This is a genomic window from Malikia sp., assembly GCF_028687635.1.
In the GTDB taxonomy this organism is placed as follows: Bacteria; Pseudomonadota; Gammaproteobacteria; order Burkholderiales; family Burkholderiaceae_C; genus Malikia.
The window spans coordinates 1-15,278 of sequence record NZ_JAQTZS010000032.1 but is presented as its reverse complement, the minus strand read 5'-3'; the positions used below and the strand labels follow the sequence as shown (position 1 = coordinate 15,278).

12 protein-coding genes are annotated in these 15,278 nt (G+C 66.7%); 9 read left to right on the top strand and 3 right to left on the bottom strand.

Features of this window, described 5'->3' with window-relative positions; genetic code table 11:
* Nucleotides 1-50 precede the first annotated feature (50 nt).
* The 3 genes from PHR85_RS13835 to PHR85_RS13825 are packed head-to-tail and all read left to right on the top strand — an operon-like array spanning nt 51 to nt 3,999.
* A complete protein-coding gene (locus PHR85_RS13835; RefSeq protein WP_300055329.1) occupies nt 51-1,439 on the top strand; it encodes a tetratricopeptide repeat protein in 1,389 nt (462 codons plus the stop codon).
* A gap of 42 nt (nt 1,440-1,481) precedes the next feature.
* A complete protein-coding gene (locus tag PHR85_RS13830) occupies nt 1,482-3,596 on the top strand; it encodes a type VI secretion system Vgr family protein (RefSeq protein ID WP_300055327.1) in 2,115 nt (704 codons plus the stop codon).
* 13 nt (nt 3,597-3,609) lie between these two features.
* Nucleotides 3,610-3,999 carry a DUF4280 domain-containing protein gene (locus PHR85_RS13825; protein ID WP_300055324.1) on the top strand — a complete coding sequence of 130 codons (390 nt, stop codon included), beginning with the start codon at nt 3,610-3,612 and terminating at the stop codon, nt 3,997-3,999.
* Nucleotides 4,000-4,009: 10 nt separating this feature from the next.
* Here PHR85_RS13825 and PHR85_RS13820 read toward each other — a convergent pair whose 3' ends face one another.
* Complete coding sequence (locus PHR85_RS13820; RefSeq protein WP_300055321.1) at nt 4,010-5,722, bottom strand: protein kinase; 1,713 nt, start codon at nt 5,720-5,722, stop codon at nt 4,010-4,012.
* 147 nt (nt 5,723-5,869) lie between these two features.
* Between PHR85_RS13820 and tagH the strand changes: the two genes are divergently transcribed.
* The 6 genes from tagH to PHR85_RS13790 all read left to right on the top strand — a co-directional run bounded on the left by tagH (nt 5,870) and on the right by PHR85_RS13790 (nt 13,402).
* Nucleotides 5,870-7,480, top strand: coding sequence for a type VI secretion system-associated FHA domain protein TagH (gene tagH, locus PHR85_RS13815; RefSeq protein WP_300055318.1), 1,611 nt, complete (start codon nt 5,870-5,872; stop codon nt 7,478-7,480).
* Nucleotides 7,481-7,490: 10 nt separating this feature from the next.
* The gene (locus PHR85_RS13810) at nt 7,491-8,264 is read left to right on the top strand and encodes a protein phosphatase 2C domain-containing protein (RefSeq protein ID WP_300055315.1); all 774 of its coding nucleotides are present in this window, start codon (nt 7,491-7,493) and stop codon (nt 8,262-8,264) included.
* A 91-nt stretch (nt 8,265-8,355) separates the two neighbouring features.
* Nucleotides 8,356-8,943, top strand: a complete 588-nt coding sequence (locus PHR85_RS13805; RefSeq protein WP_300055312.1) for an OmpA family protein — start codon at nt 8,356-8,358, stop codon at nt 8,941-8,943.
* A gap of 221 nt (nt 8,944-9,164) precedes the next feature.
* Nucleotides 9,165-9,971 (top strand): hypothetical protein, encoded by an 807-nt coding sequence (locus tag PHR85_RS13800; protein WP_300055308.1) that lies wholly within the window; start codon nt 9,165-9,167, stop codon nt 9,969-9,971.
* Nucleotides 9,964-10,848, top strand: coding sequence for a C1 family peptidase (locus PHR85_RS13795; RefSeq protein WP_300055306.1), 885 nt, complete (start codon nt 9,964-9,966; stop codon nt 10,846-10,848). Before PHR85_RS13800 ends, PHR85_RS13795 begins: the two co-directional genes overlap by 8 nt.
* Nucleotides 10,841-13,402: a cation-translocating P-type ATPase gene (locus tag PHR85_RS13790; protein WP_300055304.1), complete on the top strand. Its 2,562-nt coding sequence runs from the start codon at nt 10,841-10,843 to the stop codon at nt 13,400-13,402. Before PHR85_RS13795 ends, PHR85_RS13790 begins: the two co-directional genes overlap by 8 nt.
* Before the next feature lie 36 nt (nt 13,403-13,438).
* Here the strand turns inward: PHR85_RS13790 and PHR85_RS13785 are convergent, their stop codons facing one another.
* Together PHR85_RS13785 and PHR85_RS13780 are read right to left on the bottom strand one after the other, a co-directional pair.
* Complete coding sequence (locus PHR85_RS13785) at nt 13,439-14,224, bottom strand: hypothetical protein (protein ID WP_300055301.1); 786 nt, start codon at nt 14,222-14,224, stop codon at nt 13,439-13,441.
* A 10-nt stretch (nt 14,225-14,234) separates the two neighbouring features.
* Nucleotides 14,235-14,948, bottom strand: a complete 714-nt coding sequence (locus PHR85_RS13780; protein WP_300055298.1) for a YebC/PmpR family DNA-binding transcriptional regulator — start codon at nt 14,946-14,948, stop codon at nt 14,235-14,237.
* Between the last annotated feature and the right edge of the window lie 330 nt (nt 14,949-15,278).

Below are 15,278 nucleotides of genomic sequence, written 5' to 3'. Positions count from 1 at the left end.
CGATCAGGCGCTCGGCCCAGAGCCACCCATTTTGCATCACGGAGACCAGCATGCTGCGAGAAGCCAAGCTACCGACCCAGGAAGAAACCAGGCAAGAGGCCGAGCAAGAGGAGAGCCAGGCCCAGGCTGAAATCAGCCTGCAGGACGCTATCCGCTACGCCCAGCGCCTGCACCGCGGCCAGCAGCTCGAAGGCGCCGAGACCTTGTACCGTCGCATCCTGGAGATCGCTCCGGGCCATCCGGACGTGCTGCACTTCCTCGGTCTGGCGCGCTTCCAGCGTGGCTACCCGGACGAGGCGGTCGAGTCCCTGCGCGCGGCGATCAGCCAGCAGCCCGGTTATCCCGATTTTCACAGCAATCTCGGCAATATCTACATGTCCGAGGGTCGGATCAAGGAGGCGCTGGCCAGCTACCGGCAGGCATTGCAGTTGGCCCCAGGCCGTGCCGACTTCCACAACAATCTGGGTGCCCTGTTCCGTGCCACGGGACAGCTGGAGGCGGCGCAGGCCCAATACCAGCGCGCGATCGAGCTCGATCCGGCGCATTTCCGTGCCTACAACAACCTCGGGATGCTGGCGGCCGCCCGTGGCGACGCCGAGGCCGCCGTGCGTTACTACTGCCAGTCCATCACGCTCACGCCCGGTCACCCCGATGGGCACAAGCTGCTGGGGCTGGCGTATTACCAGCTGGGACGGCTGGAGGAGGCCGCGGCCGTCTTCCGGGACTGGCTGCAGGTCGACCCGGGCAACCCGATGGCGCAGCATCATCTGGCTGCCTGTTCGGGCCAGGATGTGCCGGCGCGCGCTGCCGACGACTACGTCGAGCAGACCTTCGACGGTTTCGCCAGCAGTTTCGAGGAACAACTCCAGAACCGGCTGTCCTACCGGGCGCCCGAGCATGTCGCCACCGCGCTGCGGCGCTGCTTGCCGCCTCCAGCCAGACAGTTCGACCTCCTCGACCTGGGTTGCGGCACCGGTCTGTGTGGCCCGCTGGTCGCGCCCTGGGCTGCGAACCTGACCGGCGTGGATCTGTCGGTCGGCATGCTCAACCAGGCCGAGGCCAAGGGCTGCTACGACCGGCTCTACAAGATCGAGCTGACCGAATTCCTGCTCAAGCCGGAACAGCAGGGGGCCTGGGACTTGATCCTGTCGGCCGACACCCTGTGCTACTTCGGCCCCCTCGGCACAGTGGCCAGGGCCGCGCGTGGGGCGCTGCGACCGGGAGGCCTGCTGGCCTTCAGCGTGGAGGATGCAGCCGGCAAGGCCGCGCCTGAGGGACATCTGCTCAACCCGCATGGCCGCTATGCCCACACCGAGGGCTATCTGCGCCGCTGCCTGGCGCAGGCACATCTTGACCTGTTGTCGATCGATTCCGTCACGCTCCGCACCGAAGGTGGCAAGCCGGTGCCCGGCTGGGTGATCGTGGGGCAGCGGGCCTGATCCAGCCGTGGAAACCAGCGTTCATTCCAGGGAAATTGCCTCATGCCAGATAGCAGCGCCGCCCCCTTGGTCGAGCTCGATAGCGCGCTGGGCGACGCGCTGCTTTTCGGCCGCATCGATGGTGTCGAAAGGATCTCCCAGAATGGCGAGTTCCGCATAGTCGCGCTCTCAAGGCGAGGCGACATCCGGGCCGATGAGCTGCTGGCCAAGCCAGTCTCCGTGCGGCTGCGCACGCCCTCGGGAGGCGGGCGCGAGTTCAACGGCATCGCCGCCGCCTTCTATCAGACCGGCAGCGAGGGGCGTCTGCATCAATACCTGATCGTCGTGAGACCCTGGACCTGGCTGCTGACCAGAACCCGGGATTGCCGTATCTTCCAGGACAAGACGACGCGGGACATCATTTCAGAGATTTTCGCTGATCACGCGCTGGCCGATTTCAAGTTCGAGCTTGGCGATGACTATGCCCGCTGGCCCTTCCGCGTCCAGTACCGGGAGAGCGACTTCGATTTCGTCGCCCGGCTCATGGAGCAGGAAGGCATGCATGGCTATTTCCTGCACGAGGGCGGCCGGCACCAGCTGGTGGTCGCCGACGGGGCTCACGTTCACGAGGCGGCAGCGGGATACGAGCGGGTGCCCTTCCTGGAGCCCGAGCGGGTCGGCAGTCGCCAGTCCGAGGGCATCTGGCGCTGGTCGCATGGCGCCGAGATCCAGCCCGGCCGCTGTGTGCTGCGTGATTTCGACTTCGAGAAGCCGCGCGCCGACCTGCAGGTGTCTGCCGACGCGCTTTATCCGAGTGTCAATTGCCAGAATGATGAATTAGAGAGCTTCGATTTCCCTGGTGTTTACACCGAGCGCAGCGATGGCGAGCGAATCGCCAGGGTGCGGGTCGAGTCGCTGCAGCACCGCCACGAGGAGTGCCGCGCCGAGGGCAACGCGATCGGCCTGGCACCCGGCAGGCGCTTCACGCTGGAGGATCATCCGCGTCAGGACTTGAAACAGGAGTACCTGGTCGTGCAGGCCGAGTATGCGGTCGTGGGGCAGGCCTTCGAGTCCGGCGTCCAGCAAAGGGGGTTCTTCAGCGTCAAGCTGCGCGCGATGCCCGCCTCCCAGCCCTTTCATCCACAGCGCCGCACGCCCTTGCCTCGGGTCACGGGGCCGCAGACCGCGATCGTGGTGGGCAAGCAGGGCGAGGAGATCCACACCGACCAGTACGGCCGGATCAAGGTCCAGTTTCACTGGGACCGTTATGGCCGCCAGGACGAAAGCAGTTCGTGCTGGATCCGTGTCGCCCAGCCCTGGGCGGGCCAGAACTGGGGCATGATCGCCATCCCCCGGGTCGGGCAGGAGGTGGTGGTCGAGTTCCTCGACGGCGACCCCGACCGTCCGATCGTCACTGGCCGCGTCTACAACGCCGAGCAGTTGCCGCCCTATGCGCTGCCCGCTCACATGACGCAAAGCGGCATCAGGTCGCGCTCATTGAGCCAGGGCGGGGTCGAGAACTTCAACGAAATCCGCTTCGAGGACCTGAAGGGTTCCGAGGAGCTGCGCATCCACGCCGAACGCGATCAGACCCTGCACACCGAGCATGACCGGGTCGAGTTCGTGGGCAATGACAGCCACCTCGGCGTCGGCCACGACCAGTTCGAGTCGGTCGATGGCGAGCGCCACCTGCGCGTCAAGCAGGACGTGAGCGAGTCGTTCGAAGCCGATTTCCATCGCAAGGTGGCCAAGGACAGCGTCGAGGAAGTCGAGGGCGAACAGCACCGCACGGTCAAGCTCGACCTGGTCGAGCACATCGGCGGGGATAGTCATGTCCAGATCAGCGGCGACCAGCTGCTCGGCATCGACCAGTCGCAACTCGTGGCGGTGCTCAAGGACTGGCAACTCCAGGTCGGCGGCAAGCTCGCTGCTGATGCCGACCAGGAGATCCATCTCAGGTCTGGCGTCAAGATCGTGATCGAGGCCGGGGTCCAGCTGTCCCTGGTCGCCGGCAGCAGCTTCGTCGACATCGGCCCCACAGGTGTCACCATCAGCGGCGCGCTGGTCAAGATCAACAGCGGTGGCAGCGCCGGCAGCGGCTCCGGCGTCAAGACCAAGAAGCCCAAGCTGGGCAAGCGGCCCAAGCAACCCAAGGCGGCCAAGCCGCCCCCCGTCTGAGAGGTGAGCCGCGATGCCATTCCAGGTCTGTCATGGCGCGCTGCTGCGTTGCAGCTTCGGACTGGCGCCGAGCAGCTTGCAGGTCCTGCCAGTCAATCGCGTGCTGAGCGCCGGCGTTCCGGCGGCCAACATCACGGATCACCTGTCCATGGTCAACATCCTGCCTTTTGGCCTGTGCAGCTGTCCGGGTAATCCGGCCGTGATCGCGGCCACTGCGGCGGCCATGGGGGTGCTGACCCCGATGCCCTGTGTGCCGAATACGCCTGCTCCCTGGACGCCGGGCGCGGTGACTGTGCAGATTGGCAATCTGCCGGCACTGGACGACGTCAGCCAGCTGGTTTGTACCTGGGGCGGCATGATCGCCGTCGCCTATCCGGGCCAGGTGACACACCAGATTCCCTGAGCAAGGCTGGTCAGCGCTTCAGCAGATTGAGACTGGCCCACCCCATGTCGGAGCCGGCACTGGCGCTCAGCCGTTGGCGCAGCTCGTCTAGCCCATTGACTTCGAGCGGCACGAAATCGCCTTGCTCGATCAAGGCAATGCCTTCGAGCGGCCGCAGGCTGGCCAGACAGGCGATGGCTTCAGGCTGACCGCTGAAATCGGCATTGATCCTGAACCTCATCCGGCCCGGCAGCGTCAGGCTGGTGGCATCGAGTGACGCCGAGGGCCGGAAGCGGTTGGGGAAGAAGCGCTGCACCTGACCCTTGGCGTCCCGCATGAAACAATAGACCAGCGCCGGCTGAGCCGGTCTGACCCGGATCGATATCGCCTGGCCCTGGACGTAGCGATGGCTGCCGTCGGGCGTGGTGAGCGACAGCGTGATCGGTGCTGGCACAGGTTCTGCGACCGGAGTCTTCGCCGGCGCTTCGCTTGCCGGCATGGCAGCAGTTTCAGTCCGGGTGACCTGACTTTCAGTATTGTCTGGAGGTGAAGCAGTGAACCACCAGACCGATGCTGCGGTTGTCACCGCCAGCAGCAGGCCAGCGACGACATACACCGTGCGCCTGGAGGCAGGCGATCGGGCAGGCGCCGCGTCTGGACGCGCGCCATCGGGCGGCTTGTCGCTGGAGGTTGTAGCCGCTGTTCTGGTCTGGGTGGCATTCGCGCTGGTCGGTCCTGCGGCACCTTGTGCGGCCGACTCGCCTGGCGCCACTGCTGTGGGCTGCCGGGTCGAGCCCGAGAAACCGAGCAGTTCGCGCATCGCGGTCATGTTCTGGGGCCGGTCCTCGCCCTTGACCGACAGGCAGCGGTCGAGGCCGAGCAGGAAGCGCTCGGAATAACGGCCTGCCGCCACCTGGGTGAGTGGTTCATAGCTGTCGCTCATCATGCGCCCGACCGCCGGCGGCGGGGTGTGGCCGGTGATCATCCAGTAAACGACGGCGGCCAGCGCGTAGACATCGGTCCAGGCGCCTTGCTTGACGCCGGGCATCTCGGCGTATTGCTCGATCGGGGCGTAGCCCGGCTTCAGGATCACCGTCAGGGCCTGGGTCATGTCGCCGATGACGCGGCGCGCGGCACCGAAGTCCAGCAGCACCGGCCGGTCGTCCGCCAGCAGCATGATGTTGTCGGGCGCCACGTCGCGGTGGAAGCAGTTTTCGCTGTGCAGCAATTCCAGCGCATCCATCACCGGCAGCAGCACCTTGCGTATCCAGTCTTCGGCCGGAGCAGTGCCACGCGTCTCGATGATCTGCTTGAGCGTCTGGCCGGCATAGTAGGGCATGGCCATGTAGGCGGTGCCATGGGCCTCCCAGAAGCGGTAAACCTTGAGCAGGGCGGGGTGATCGAACCGGGCCAGCAGCCGGGCTTCGTTGACAAAGCTGCGCAGGCCGATTCGGAAGGTGTCGGCGTCGCGCTCGGATTTCAGCACCACGGAGGCATTGTCGCCGCGCATCGCGAGCGCCGCCGGCATGTATTCCTTGACGGCCACGCGCCGCTGCAGCGAATGGTCTTGGGCGAGGTAGACGATGCCGAAGCCGCCTTGCCCGACCAGCCCCACGATCTCGAACTCATCCGACAGGCGGGTGCCGTTCGGCAGCGCGCTGGAGGAACTTACGGTTCGGGTTCCACCCGTCGAGACTGGCTGGGCGCCGATCACGCGGGTCTGTTCTGGATCAGAGTCGGTCACGGATGAGATCGGGCATGGCTAGGGTGTGGCTGATCTTCGCCACAAAGCCATGGCTTGACAAGACTTGGCTCACACGATCGGTCATCCTGGTGATAGGATGATAAAAACATTCATCCACATGGTCAGGCAATCGAAGCGGGAACTGCCTTGCGAATCACCGTCATCCGTATCAACGGCGCTCCACCGCAGCAGCCTCTCGCGTTCGACTTCGACGAGCGTGGCGGGGGGATCGGGCGCGAGGAGGGCAACGAACTGCGCTTGCCGGATCCGGAGCGTCATGTCTCGCGCCAACAGGCCCGTGTCGTCTTCGAAGGCCAGCGCTTCGGACTGGTCGACCTCGGCAGCAACCCGACCCTGGTCGATGGCAGGCCACTGGGTCGGGGTGAGCGTCAGTCGCTGCTGGGCGGAGAACTTGTCACCATCGGCCAGTACGAATTGGAAGTGGGGCCTTGCCCCTTGGTCGGGAAGGCTCCGGAGGTCGATCCCCTCGGGCTGCTCGTGCCGCGGGAGGGGGCGGAATCCTCGCCGTCCGGTGCTGCGCCTCCAGCGGCTGCCAGCGACGACCCCTTCGCCGTGTTCTCCGTGCCGGAGTCACCCTCCGCGCTTGCCGCCATACCGGAGCCCGATCCCTTTGCCGCACCAGCGCCCGCGCCTACCGCGAGTCCAGGCCGCGACCCGCTGGGCCTGGGGCGGCAGGCGGGTTCGGCTTCGATCGACGATCTGTTTGGCTTGAAGGGCAAGGCGGGCGATCCCTTCGCTGGCACCCCGCTGGGACCTGCCGCGCCTGCTGCCGGCGGCAGCGAGACTCGCGATCCATTGACGCTATTGTGTGCCGAGGGCTTCAGGCATCCCGTCGCTTCGGCTTCGCCGCAGCGCGATGACACCCCCTTGCTTGAGCAGGCCTATCGCCCCCCGTCGCCGGTTGCTTCCACGGCTCCTGCTTCCTCGGAGGCAGATCAGCCAGGCCCCGTCACCCAGGTCGGGCCGGAATCCCCGCAGGGCATGGTGCTGTCCTGGGATGCCGGCGCGCCTTCCAGTCCGGCTGCTGCCCCGCCAGCCGGATCAGGTACATCAGGTCCAATGGTGGCAGAGCGATTGCCAGGACAGCAAGTCAGACTGCCTGTGGCCGCGCATGAAGGCGATCTGCTCGCGGCGTTCCAGCGTGGTTTGGGCGTGCCGCTCAACTTGTCCGCCGGCCTGACACCGGACTTGATGGAGCAGGTCGGTGTCATGCTGCGCGAGTCCACCCAGGGCACGCTGGACCTGCTCAAGGCCAGGGCGATCACCAAGCGCGAGGTCCGTGCCGAGGCGACCATGATCGTGAGTCGCGACAACAATCCGCTGAAGTTCTCGCCTGACATCGACTTCGCGCTGGCGCAGCTGCTGACCTCGCGGAGCAGGGGCTTCATGGGGGCGCAGGAGGCGATGCGTGACGCCTACGATGACTTGCGCGCGCACCAGTTCGGGGTGATGGCCGGCATGCGTTCGGCGCTCGCGGGCGTGCTCAAGCGGTTCGAGCCCGCCGAGCTCGAAGCCCGGGTCGGCGCCCTCAGTCTGCTTGACAAGCTGCAGCCATCGGGTCGCAAGGCCAGGCTGTGGGATCTGTTCGAGCAGCATTACGCCGAGCTGTCGCGCGAGGCGGCGGATGATTTCAACGCGCTCTTCGGTAGAGCCTTCCTCGAAGCCTACCAGCAGCAGGTCGATCTGATGCGCGCACGCCGCGAGCAGGGCGAAGATCCCGCCGGGCGTCCATCCTGAAAGGCCTGTCATGCTGGAGTTCGATACCTGCTACATCTCGGAGATTGGCGGCCGCCAGCGCAACGAGGATGCCTGTGGCTACTGGCAGTCCGGCAGCTCGGGCTGCTGGGTGCTGTCGGACGGCGCCGGCGGACATGGCAGCGGCGACGTGGCATCCAGGCTGGTGGTTCAGACCGTGCTGCATGGTTTCCGCTCACGCCCCGAAGTGTCGTGCGGGCAGGCGCTGGCGCTGTTGCAGGCCGCGCAGGAGGCGGTCGTCTGGGAGAAGACATCGGGTGCCACCCGCGACGACATGCACGCCACCGCAGTCGTCCTGCTGATTGATCGTGACTCCGCACAAGCGGTCTTTGCCCATGTCGGTGACTCGCGGCTCTACCACTTCAGGCAAGGCAGGATCCTGTCCCAGACGCGCGACCACAGCCTGGTGCAGCAGATGGTGGACGCCGGTTTCGGCGGCACCGAGATGATCCGCCGCCATCCCAAGCGCAGCTTGCTGACCTCGGCGATGGGGGCGGCTGGCCGGGTCGAAATGAGCGTCTCGCCGCAGCCGCTGCCAGTGCTGGCGGGAGATGTATTCCTGCTCTGCTCCGACGGCTGGTGGGAGCTCCTGCAAGAGGCTGAAATGGAGGCCGCGCTGGAGCGCCATCCGGTCGGCGCGCGTTGGCTCGCCGACATGGCCGCGACGATCAGAAACCGGGCGCCGGCCGGGCATGACAACTATTCGGCGCTGTGCGTGAGCAGCCTGGACGACAGGACGGTGATGCTTGAGCGTTCTCAGGCCTGATTCATGGGTGATCATGAGGTTCAAATGCTGTTGATGCAGCGATCAAGGGGGTGAAATGTTCACTGATGTTCTCGCTCGCCAGGGTGCGCGATTGGTTGCCAGCACTGTGGCCTGTGTTTTCCTGGCCACGCCGCTGGCCGCACTGGTGCAAGCCGATGCCCCGCCGGGCGCGCCTACCACCCAGTCCATCATCGACGCGCTCAAGCCCGAGGCGGAGGCTCCACGCGGGCGTACCCGTGGCCTGTCGCTGGAGCCGCCTGCCGGACCCGCTGCCAAGCCCAAGGCCAGACATCAGGAAGCTGTCGATGCACGCCATGTCGATCTTCAGGTGCCGTTCGAGTTCGATTCCGACCAGTTGACCGACGAGGGCCGCGACCTGCTCGACAAGTTGTCGCAGGCGCTGGCTTCGCAGGAACTGTCTGGCATCAGGTCCGTCACCTTCGAGGGCCACACGGACGGCATGGGCAGCGCTGCCTACAACCGGGCACTGTCGCTGCGACGTGCTCAGTCCGTCAGGCGCTATCTGCAGGCGGTGCCGGAACTCAAGGGCAAGCTGTTGCGCGTGGTTGGCAAGGGGGCAAGCGAGCTGCTCGACCGCGACGATCCCGCCAGCAGCGTCAACCGTCGGGTCCGGGTGGTGGTCTATTACGCCGAAGACAGGGCGGCCGGCCAGCCGTGAAGCCGTGCTGGCCTCGGGCCGAAGCTCATCGCACGGCTGCATGGCTCAGTGCTGGGCGAGTGCCTGTCGTAGCGGCCTTGCTGGGGTGGGTACTGGGTCTGCTGCCTGTTGCGCATTCACTTGCAGCCGAAGAGGCTTTGACGCTTGCGCCAGCGCCAAGCTTCGCGGACACCAGCCTGCCTGCATTCGAGTTGAGTGCCATTGCAGCAGCCAAGGCAGTCATGCCACAGGCCTTTGTGCTGTCCGACCTGCCGCGCGTCTTGGTCTTGCCGCAGCCCGACCTGCAGCAGCAGGGCCGGACCTTCGGGCGCATGGTCGCCTTCATGGAAAAGACGGGCTTGCCCAGGACCAGAGTCCCGACCCAGGTCGAACTGGATCATTGGCGCCAGCGTGTCGGACAAGGCATCGAGCGGCTGACGCTGGGCAACAACCTGGACGCCTACCGGCTGGCGCGTTTTTACAACCTGGCGCGTTGGCAGGGCGAGCCGCTGAGCGCTGATGAGTCCATCCTGCTGGAGCAACTGCTGCGCTGGCGCGTGCTGGCCCAGGCACCGAACGGCTATGTGCCCGGCGAGGGGCCGGTCATCGTGCTGAGTTTTCCGTTGGCCTCCGAGCTGCCAGGGTGCGAGTCCTGTCGCATCAGCGAGGCCGACAGCCGGGCCATCCTGGCGCATGAGTATCAACACGCGAAATATGCCGTCGATCCGGCCCTGCGCAACTATACCGAGTGGTATTGGTTCAACCGTGCCAGCGTCCCGCTGCGCTCGCAGGTGCTGCGCTTCCTGGAGCGGCGCGGCTACGACACGGCCCAGCAGCCGCTGGTGCTGGACGAATTCCACGCCTTCCTGGTGCAGTCAGGCGAAGCCGCCTGGTTGCTACCTGCCGAATGGGGCCTGGACGCGGACGATCTGGATCGCCTGCAGCAGGATTTCTTCAACGGACTGGCGGTTTTCGGGCTGGGAAAGGAGCCCGAGACCAGACCGCCTGCAACGGCCAATCATCAACCGATGGAGAACGTCAATGAGTGACAGCAAGCTTGTGAGCATGGGGTGGATGCGCGACCTGCCCAGCATCAAGGATTACGCGATCGACCAGCCCCAGGTCAAGCCGATGCTGGCCAAGCTGAAGGGAGCGGGAGCACAGAGCGCACCGCCGACCCTGCCGGCCAGCGTGGACCTGCGTGCCTGGTTTTCTGCCATCGAGAACCAGGGCAGCCTGGGTTCCTGCACGGCGCACGCCGGCGTGGGGCTGCTCGAATACTACGAGCGACGCGCCTATGGCAAGCATATCGACGCCTCGCGGCTGTTCCTCTACAAGACCACCCGCAATCTGCTCAAGTGGAGCGGCGACACCGGGGCCTACCTGCGCAGCACCATGGAGGCGCTGGTGCTGTTCGGCGTTCCGCCCGAGAGCTACTGGCCCTACGACGTCACGAAGTTCGATGACGAGCCGACTGCTTTCCTCTACGCGCTGGGCAGCAACTACCAGGCGCTCAAGTATTACCGGCTGGACCCGTCCGGCACGGCCAAGGCGACCCTGCTGACGCAGATCAAGACCAATCTCGCGGCGGGTCTGCCGGCTTTCTTCGGGTTCACGGTCTACAGCTCGTACACCCAGGCCAATGCGGCCAATCAGGGCGCGATTCCGTTTCCGACTGGAGCCGACCGGGTGGTGGGTGGGCATGCGGTGGTGGTCGCCGGCTATGACGACAGCCGGGTGATCAGGAACAGCAACCCGGGTGCTGTGCCGACGACGGGCGCGCTGCTGATCCGCAACTCCTGGGGCAGCGGCTGGGGCCAGGGTGGCTATGGCTGGCTGCCTTATGAATATGTGCTGAAGGGGCTGGCGGTCGACTGGTGGAGCCTGATCTCGGCCGAATGGGTCGACACGGGTCACTTTGGCTGAGCCGGGCGGCCTGAGCTCGCGGGAGGCGGCGACCAGGCTGGCGAGCGATGGCGCCAATCTGCTGCCTTCGGGTGTTCCGAAGTCCCGGCTCGCCATCGTGCGCGAGGTGCTGAGCGAGCCCATGTTCCTGATGCTGCTGGCCTCGGGTGGCATCTACCTGGCGCTGGGCGATCGCGCCGAGGCCGCCTTCCTGCTGGCTTTTGTCTTTGTCGTCATAGGCATCACGCTGGTGCAGGAGCACCGCACGCAGCGGGCGCTGGAGTCACTGCGCGACCTTTCGGCGCCGCGCGCGCTGGTCCGGCGCGATGGATGCGAGATGCGGATCGCGGGCCGGGATGTGGTGCGGGGTGACTGGCTGATCCTGCACGAGGGGGACCGGATCGCGGCCGATGCCCGCCTGCTTGAGGGCCGGCTTGAGGTGGATGAGTCCTTGCTGACCGGCGAGGCCGTTCCCGTCGCCAAGCGGCCCCTGGTCCCACAGCCGTCCTCGCATGAAGCCAGCTCGGCAGCGGCTGGCGGATCGGCCAGCCCATCGGATTGCCTGTTCGCCAGCACGGTGGTGACGCGCGGCGTTGCCGTGGCCGAGGTGACGGCGACGGCCGCACACACCGCCGTCGGGCGCATCGGCGCCGATCTGGCGGGCACCGTCGAGCCGCCTTCCGAGTTGCAGCAGCGCTCGCGTGCCCTGGTGCGTGGCCTGGGGCTGGGCGCCGTGCTGCTGGCCGCGACCCAGGTCATGCTGGCCTGGTGGTGGAACGGCAGGCCGCTGCTCGACAGCCTGCTGTCGGGCATCGCGTTGGCCATGGCCATCCTGCCCGAGGAGATCCCCGTCATCCTGACGGTGCTGCTGGCGCTGGGCGCCTGGCGCATCGCCCGTCGCCAGGTGCTGACGAGGCGCGTCACGGCGGTCGAGGCCTTGGGCGCCATCACCGTGCTGGCGGTCGACAAGACCGGCACCCTGACGCTCAACCGGATGGCGGTCGTCGAGCTCGCCACGGCGGACGAAGGCTTCAGGCCGCAAGGCGCGACCAGCCTGCCCGAGTCTTTTCATCGCCTGGCCGAATTCGCCGCCCTGGCGACTCCCGGCGATCCCTTCGACCCGATGGAGCAGGCGATCCAGGATTTTTGCCGCCGCTGGCTGGCGGGAACCGAGCATGAGCACGCAGGGCTGGAGCCGGTGTTCGAATATCCCCTGTCGCCCGACATCCTGGCGATGACCCGGCTGTTCTCGACGGCCGAGTCGGGAATTCACCTGCTGGCGGCCAAGGGTGCACCCGAGGCCGTGGCCGATCTCTGCCACCTCGATCCGCAGCGCCGGGCCGCCATCCTCGCCCAGGTCGATCGCATGGCCGAGCGCGGCCTGCGCGTGCTCGGCGTGTCCTGCGGACGCTGGCTGGCGCCTGCTTCGGCTGATGCCGATGAGATGGACTGGCCACCCAGCCAGCATGATTTCGATTTCGAATTCCTCGGGCTGGTGGCGCTGGCCGATCCGACGCGCGCCGAGGTACCTGCCGCGCTGGCGCAATGCCGCAGTGCCGGCGTACGGGTCATCATGATGACGGGCGATCACCCGGCCACGGCGTTGGCCATCGCGCGTCAGGTGGGTTTGTCGCAGCGGGCCGAGGTGATCACGGGCGAGGAGATGGTCGCGCTCGACGACGAGGCGTTGACCCGGCGACTGAGGCAGGTCGACATTTGCGCCCGGCTCAGGCCCGAGCACAAGCTGCGACTGGTCCGCCTGCTGCGGGCGGCTGGCGAGGTGGTCGCGATGACGGGTGACGGCGTCAACGATGCCCCCGCGCTCAAGGCGGCCGACGTGGGCATCGCGATGGGAGAGCGTGGCACCGATGTCGCGCGCGAGGCGGCCGCGCTGGTGCTGCTGGACGACAGTTTTGCCCGCATCGTCGAGGCGATTCGGCAGGGCCGGCGCATCTACGACAACATCCGCAAGGCGACGGTCTTCGTCTTCGCGGTCCATGTGCCGGTCATCGCCTTGACCCTGCTGCCCAGCCTGCTGCACTGGCCGGCGATGCTCGGGCCCTTGCATATCGTCGTGTTGCAACTGCTGATCGACCCGGCCTGCTCGCTGGTCTTCGAGGCCGAGGCGGAGGAGGGTGAGCTGATGGAGCGCCCGCCCAGGCAGCCGACAGACTCGCCCTTCGCACTGAACCGCCTGTTGCCCGCCTTGCTGCAGGGGGCCGGCTTGGCCGCCCTGCTGCTGGCGGCGCAGGCCTGGATGAGGTTCAACAGCTGGGATGCCGGGCATTCTCGAACGGTCGTGTTCTGCGTGTTGGTGCTCGACGTCATGCTGCTGATCCTGGCCAGCCGCGGCGGTGGCAGATCCAGCCTGCTGAGCCGGCGCGGGGGTAACCCCTGGCTCTGGCGCATGGCGGTTGCCATGGTCCTGCTGCTGGCGGGCGTGCTGGGCTGGCCCTGGTTGCGCGGATTGCTGGGGCTGGCCGCTCCGACGCTTGCGGTGCTGGTTGCGATCGGCAGCTTGATGGCACTTTGCCTGCTCTGGCTGGAGGCGCTGCGCTGTCTGCGCAAGACGTGATCTTCGCCTGCCTGGCTTGCTGCTGCCTTCAGCGCTTCAGTCGCGCTGCCCAACCTCGAAGTAGGGCAGCAGCGCCTTGGCCGCCTCGACGCGCAGGCCCAGTTCAGCGCTGGGGTCGCGCATCACCGCGAGCAGGAAGCGCCTGGGATCGATGTCTGCTGCTGCCAGTGCTGGGTCCTGGCACCAGGCGGTGCCAGTCGCTGACTGGAGAGGTACCGCTACCGGGTCTTGCGCCGTCTGCGCTTCATCCGCTTGCAGTTGATCCATCACCCGCAGGAAATCGGCGGGCTTGATGCTGCGCAGGCGCAGCAGCAGGTCGGCCTGGGCGTCGGGGCTGGGGGGGAAATCGAGCCAGGGCTCGTCGGCGAACAGCCCCGCCAGGTCGGGGGCCAGGAAGGCCGACCAGCGGCCGCTTTCGGCCTGAACGGCTGGCAGCAAGCCGGCGAGGCGCAGCTGGCCTGGCCTGGACGCATCGAGCGCCGGCATCAGCGTCATCAGCCTGGGGGCCATGTCGCCCAGGTAACGCCGGCGCAGCGCTTCAAGGAATTTCATGGCCTGCGCGACCGCTACCGGCTGCTGGAGCGAGAACCAGACCTGGTAGCCGTCGATGCCATTGACCGCGATGGCCGGGGCCGGCAGGTCCAGTTCGGTCTGCACGTCTTGCCAGAGCGCCGCGACCGTGTCCCAGCCGATGGGCAGGCGCAGCTCCACGACCAGTGCGCGCACCCGCCCGTCGGAGTCTGCCAGCCCGGTGGCTGGCGGGTCTTCGTGCGAGGCGCCCGGCAGGTACAGGCGTTGCAGTTCCGCTTGCAGTCGGTTCATGGCGGCAGGTTCAGCCCGCCAGGCCCACGAACATGTCTTGTACGTCGTCGTTGGCGTCGATGGCGGCCAGGAAGGCTTCCACTTCCTCCAGCTGCTCGGCGCTCAGGTCGGCTGGGTTGACCGGGTTCTTGGCCTTGTAGCCGAGCTTGGCCGACAGCACGCTGAAGCCCTGCGCGGGCAGGGCACGGCTGACCAGGTCGAGGTCGGTCGGATCGGTCAGGAACAGGGTGCTGCCTGCTTCATCGCCCGGCTCGAAGTCCTGCGCGCCGGCTTCGATCGCCGCCAGTTCGGGGTCGGCGCCCGGGGTCGAGGGTTCGGCCTCGATCAGGCCCAGATGGTCGAAATCCCAGGACACGGAGCCGGAGGTGCCCAGCTGGCCCTTGCGAAACAGCACGCGCATTTCCGGCGCGGTCCGGTTCACGTTGTCGGTCAGGCATTCGACCATGACGGGGACGCGGTGCGGGGCGAAGCCTTCGTAGATCACGCGCTCGAAGCTGACGTTCTCGCCGCTGAGGCCAGCGCCCTTCTTGATGGCGCGCTCAAGCGTGTCCTTGGGCATCGACACCTTGCGTGCCTGCTCCACCACCAGCCGCAGGCGGGAGTTCGCCGCCGGGTCGGCGCCGCCACGGGCCGCGACCATGATTTCCTTGGCCAGCTTGCCAAACAGCTTGCCCTTGGCGTCGGCAGCCTGTGCCTTGCCTTTTGCTTTCCACTGCGCGCCCATGTCTGATCTTTCTCGGTGTTGTGGCGCCACGGGGCGCCGAAGTTGTAGAGGCCGCTTGGTATTCCCGCTTGCAGAGGGCTGGCCCCGCAAGGTGGACCGACTGCTGAAGTCGGTTTCAAGCGGTCGGCAAGTTTACCGCTTGATCCGGAGGGTGTCGGCCAGCGCGGCGGCGATTTCACCGACTCCGAACGGACCGTCATCGACAGGGCGATTGCGCTATGTAGCCCGGGAATGATCTGAGACTGGGCTATTGAGCTGGCCGGGTGGATACTGAAGGCATGCTTGCCAACCCCCAGACCTACTTCGCTGAGTTGCCCGACCCCAGGCGGC

Coding starts and splice junctions, on each gene's coding strand:
- PHR85_RS13830 (WP_300055327.1), top strand. CDS start 1,482: ATGCCAGATAGCAGCGCCGCCCCCTTGGTCGAGCTCGATAGCGCGCTG.
- PHR85_RS13800 (WP_300055308.1), top strand. CDS start 9,165: ATGCCACAGGCCTTTGTGCTGTCCGACCTGCCGCGCGTCTTGGTCTTG.
- PHR85_RS13795 (WP_300055306.1), top strand. CDS start 9,964: ATGAGTGACAGCAAGCTTGTGAGCATGGGGTGGATGCGCGACCTGCCC.
- PHR85_RS13825 (WP_300055324.1), top strand. CDS start 3,610: ATGCCATTCCAGGTCTGTCATGGCGCGCTGCTGCGTTGCAGCTTCGGA.
- PHR85_RS13785 (WP_300055301.1), bottom strand. CDS start 14,224: ATGAACCGACTGCAAGCGGAACTGCAACGCCTGTACCTGCCGGGCGCC.
- PHR85_RS13780 (WP_300055298.1), bottom strand. CDS start 14,948: ATGGGCGCGCAGTGGAAAGCAAAAGGCAAGGCACAGGCTGCCGACGCC.
- PHR85_RS13835 (WP_300055329.1), top strand. CDS start 51: ATGCTGCGAGAAGCCAAGCTACCGACCCAGGAAGAAACCAGGCAAGAG.
- PHR85_RS13810 (WP_300055315.1), top strand. CDS start 7,491: ATGCTGGAGTTCGATACCTGCTACATCTCGGAGATTGGCGGCCGCCAG.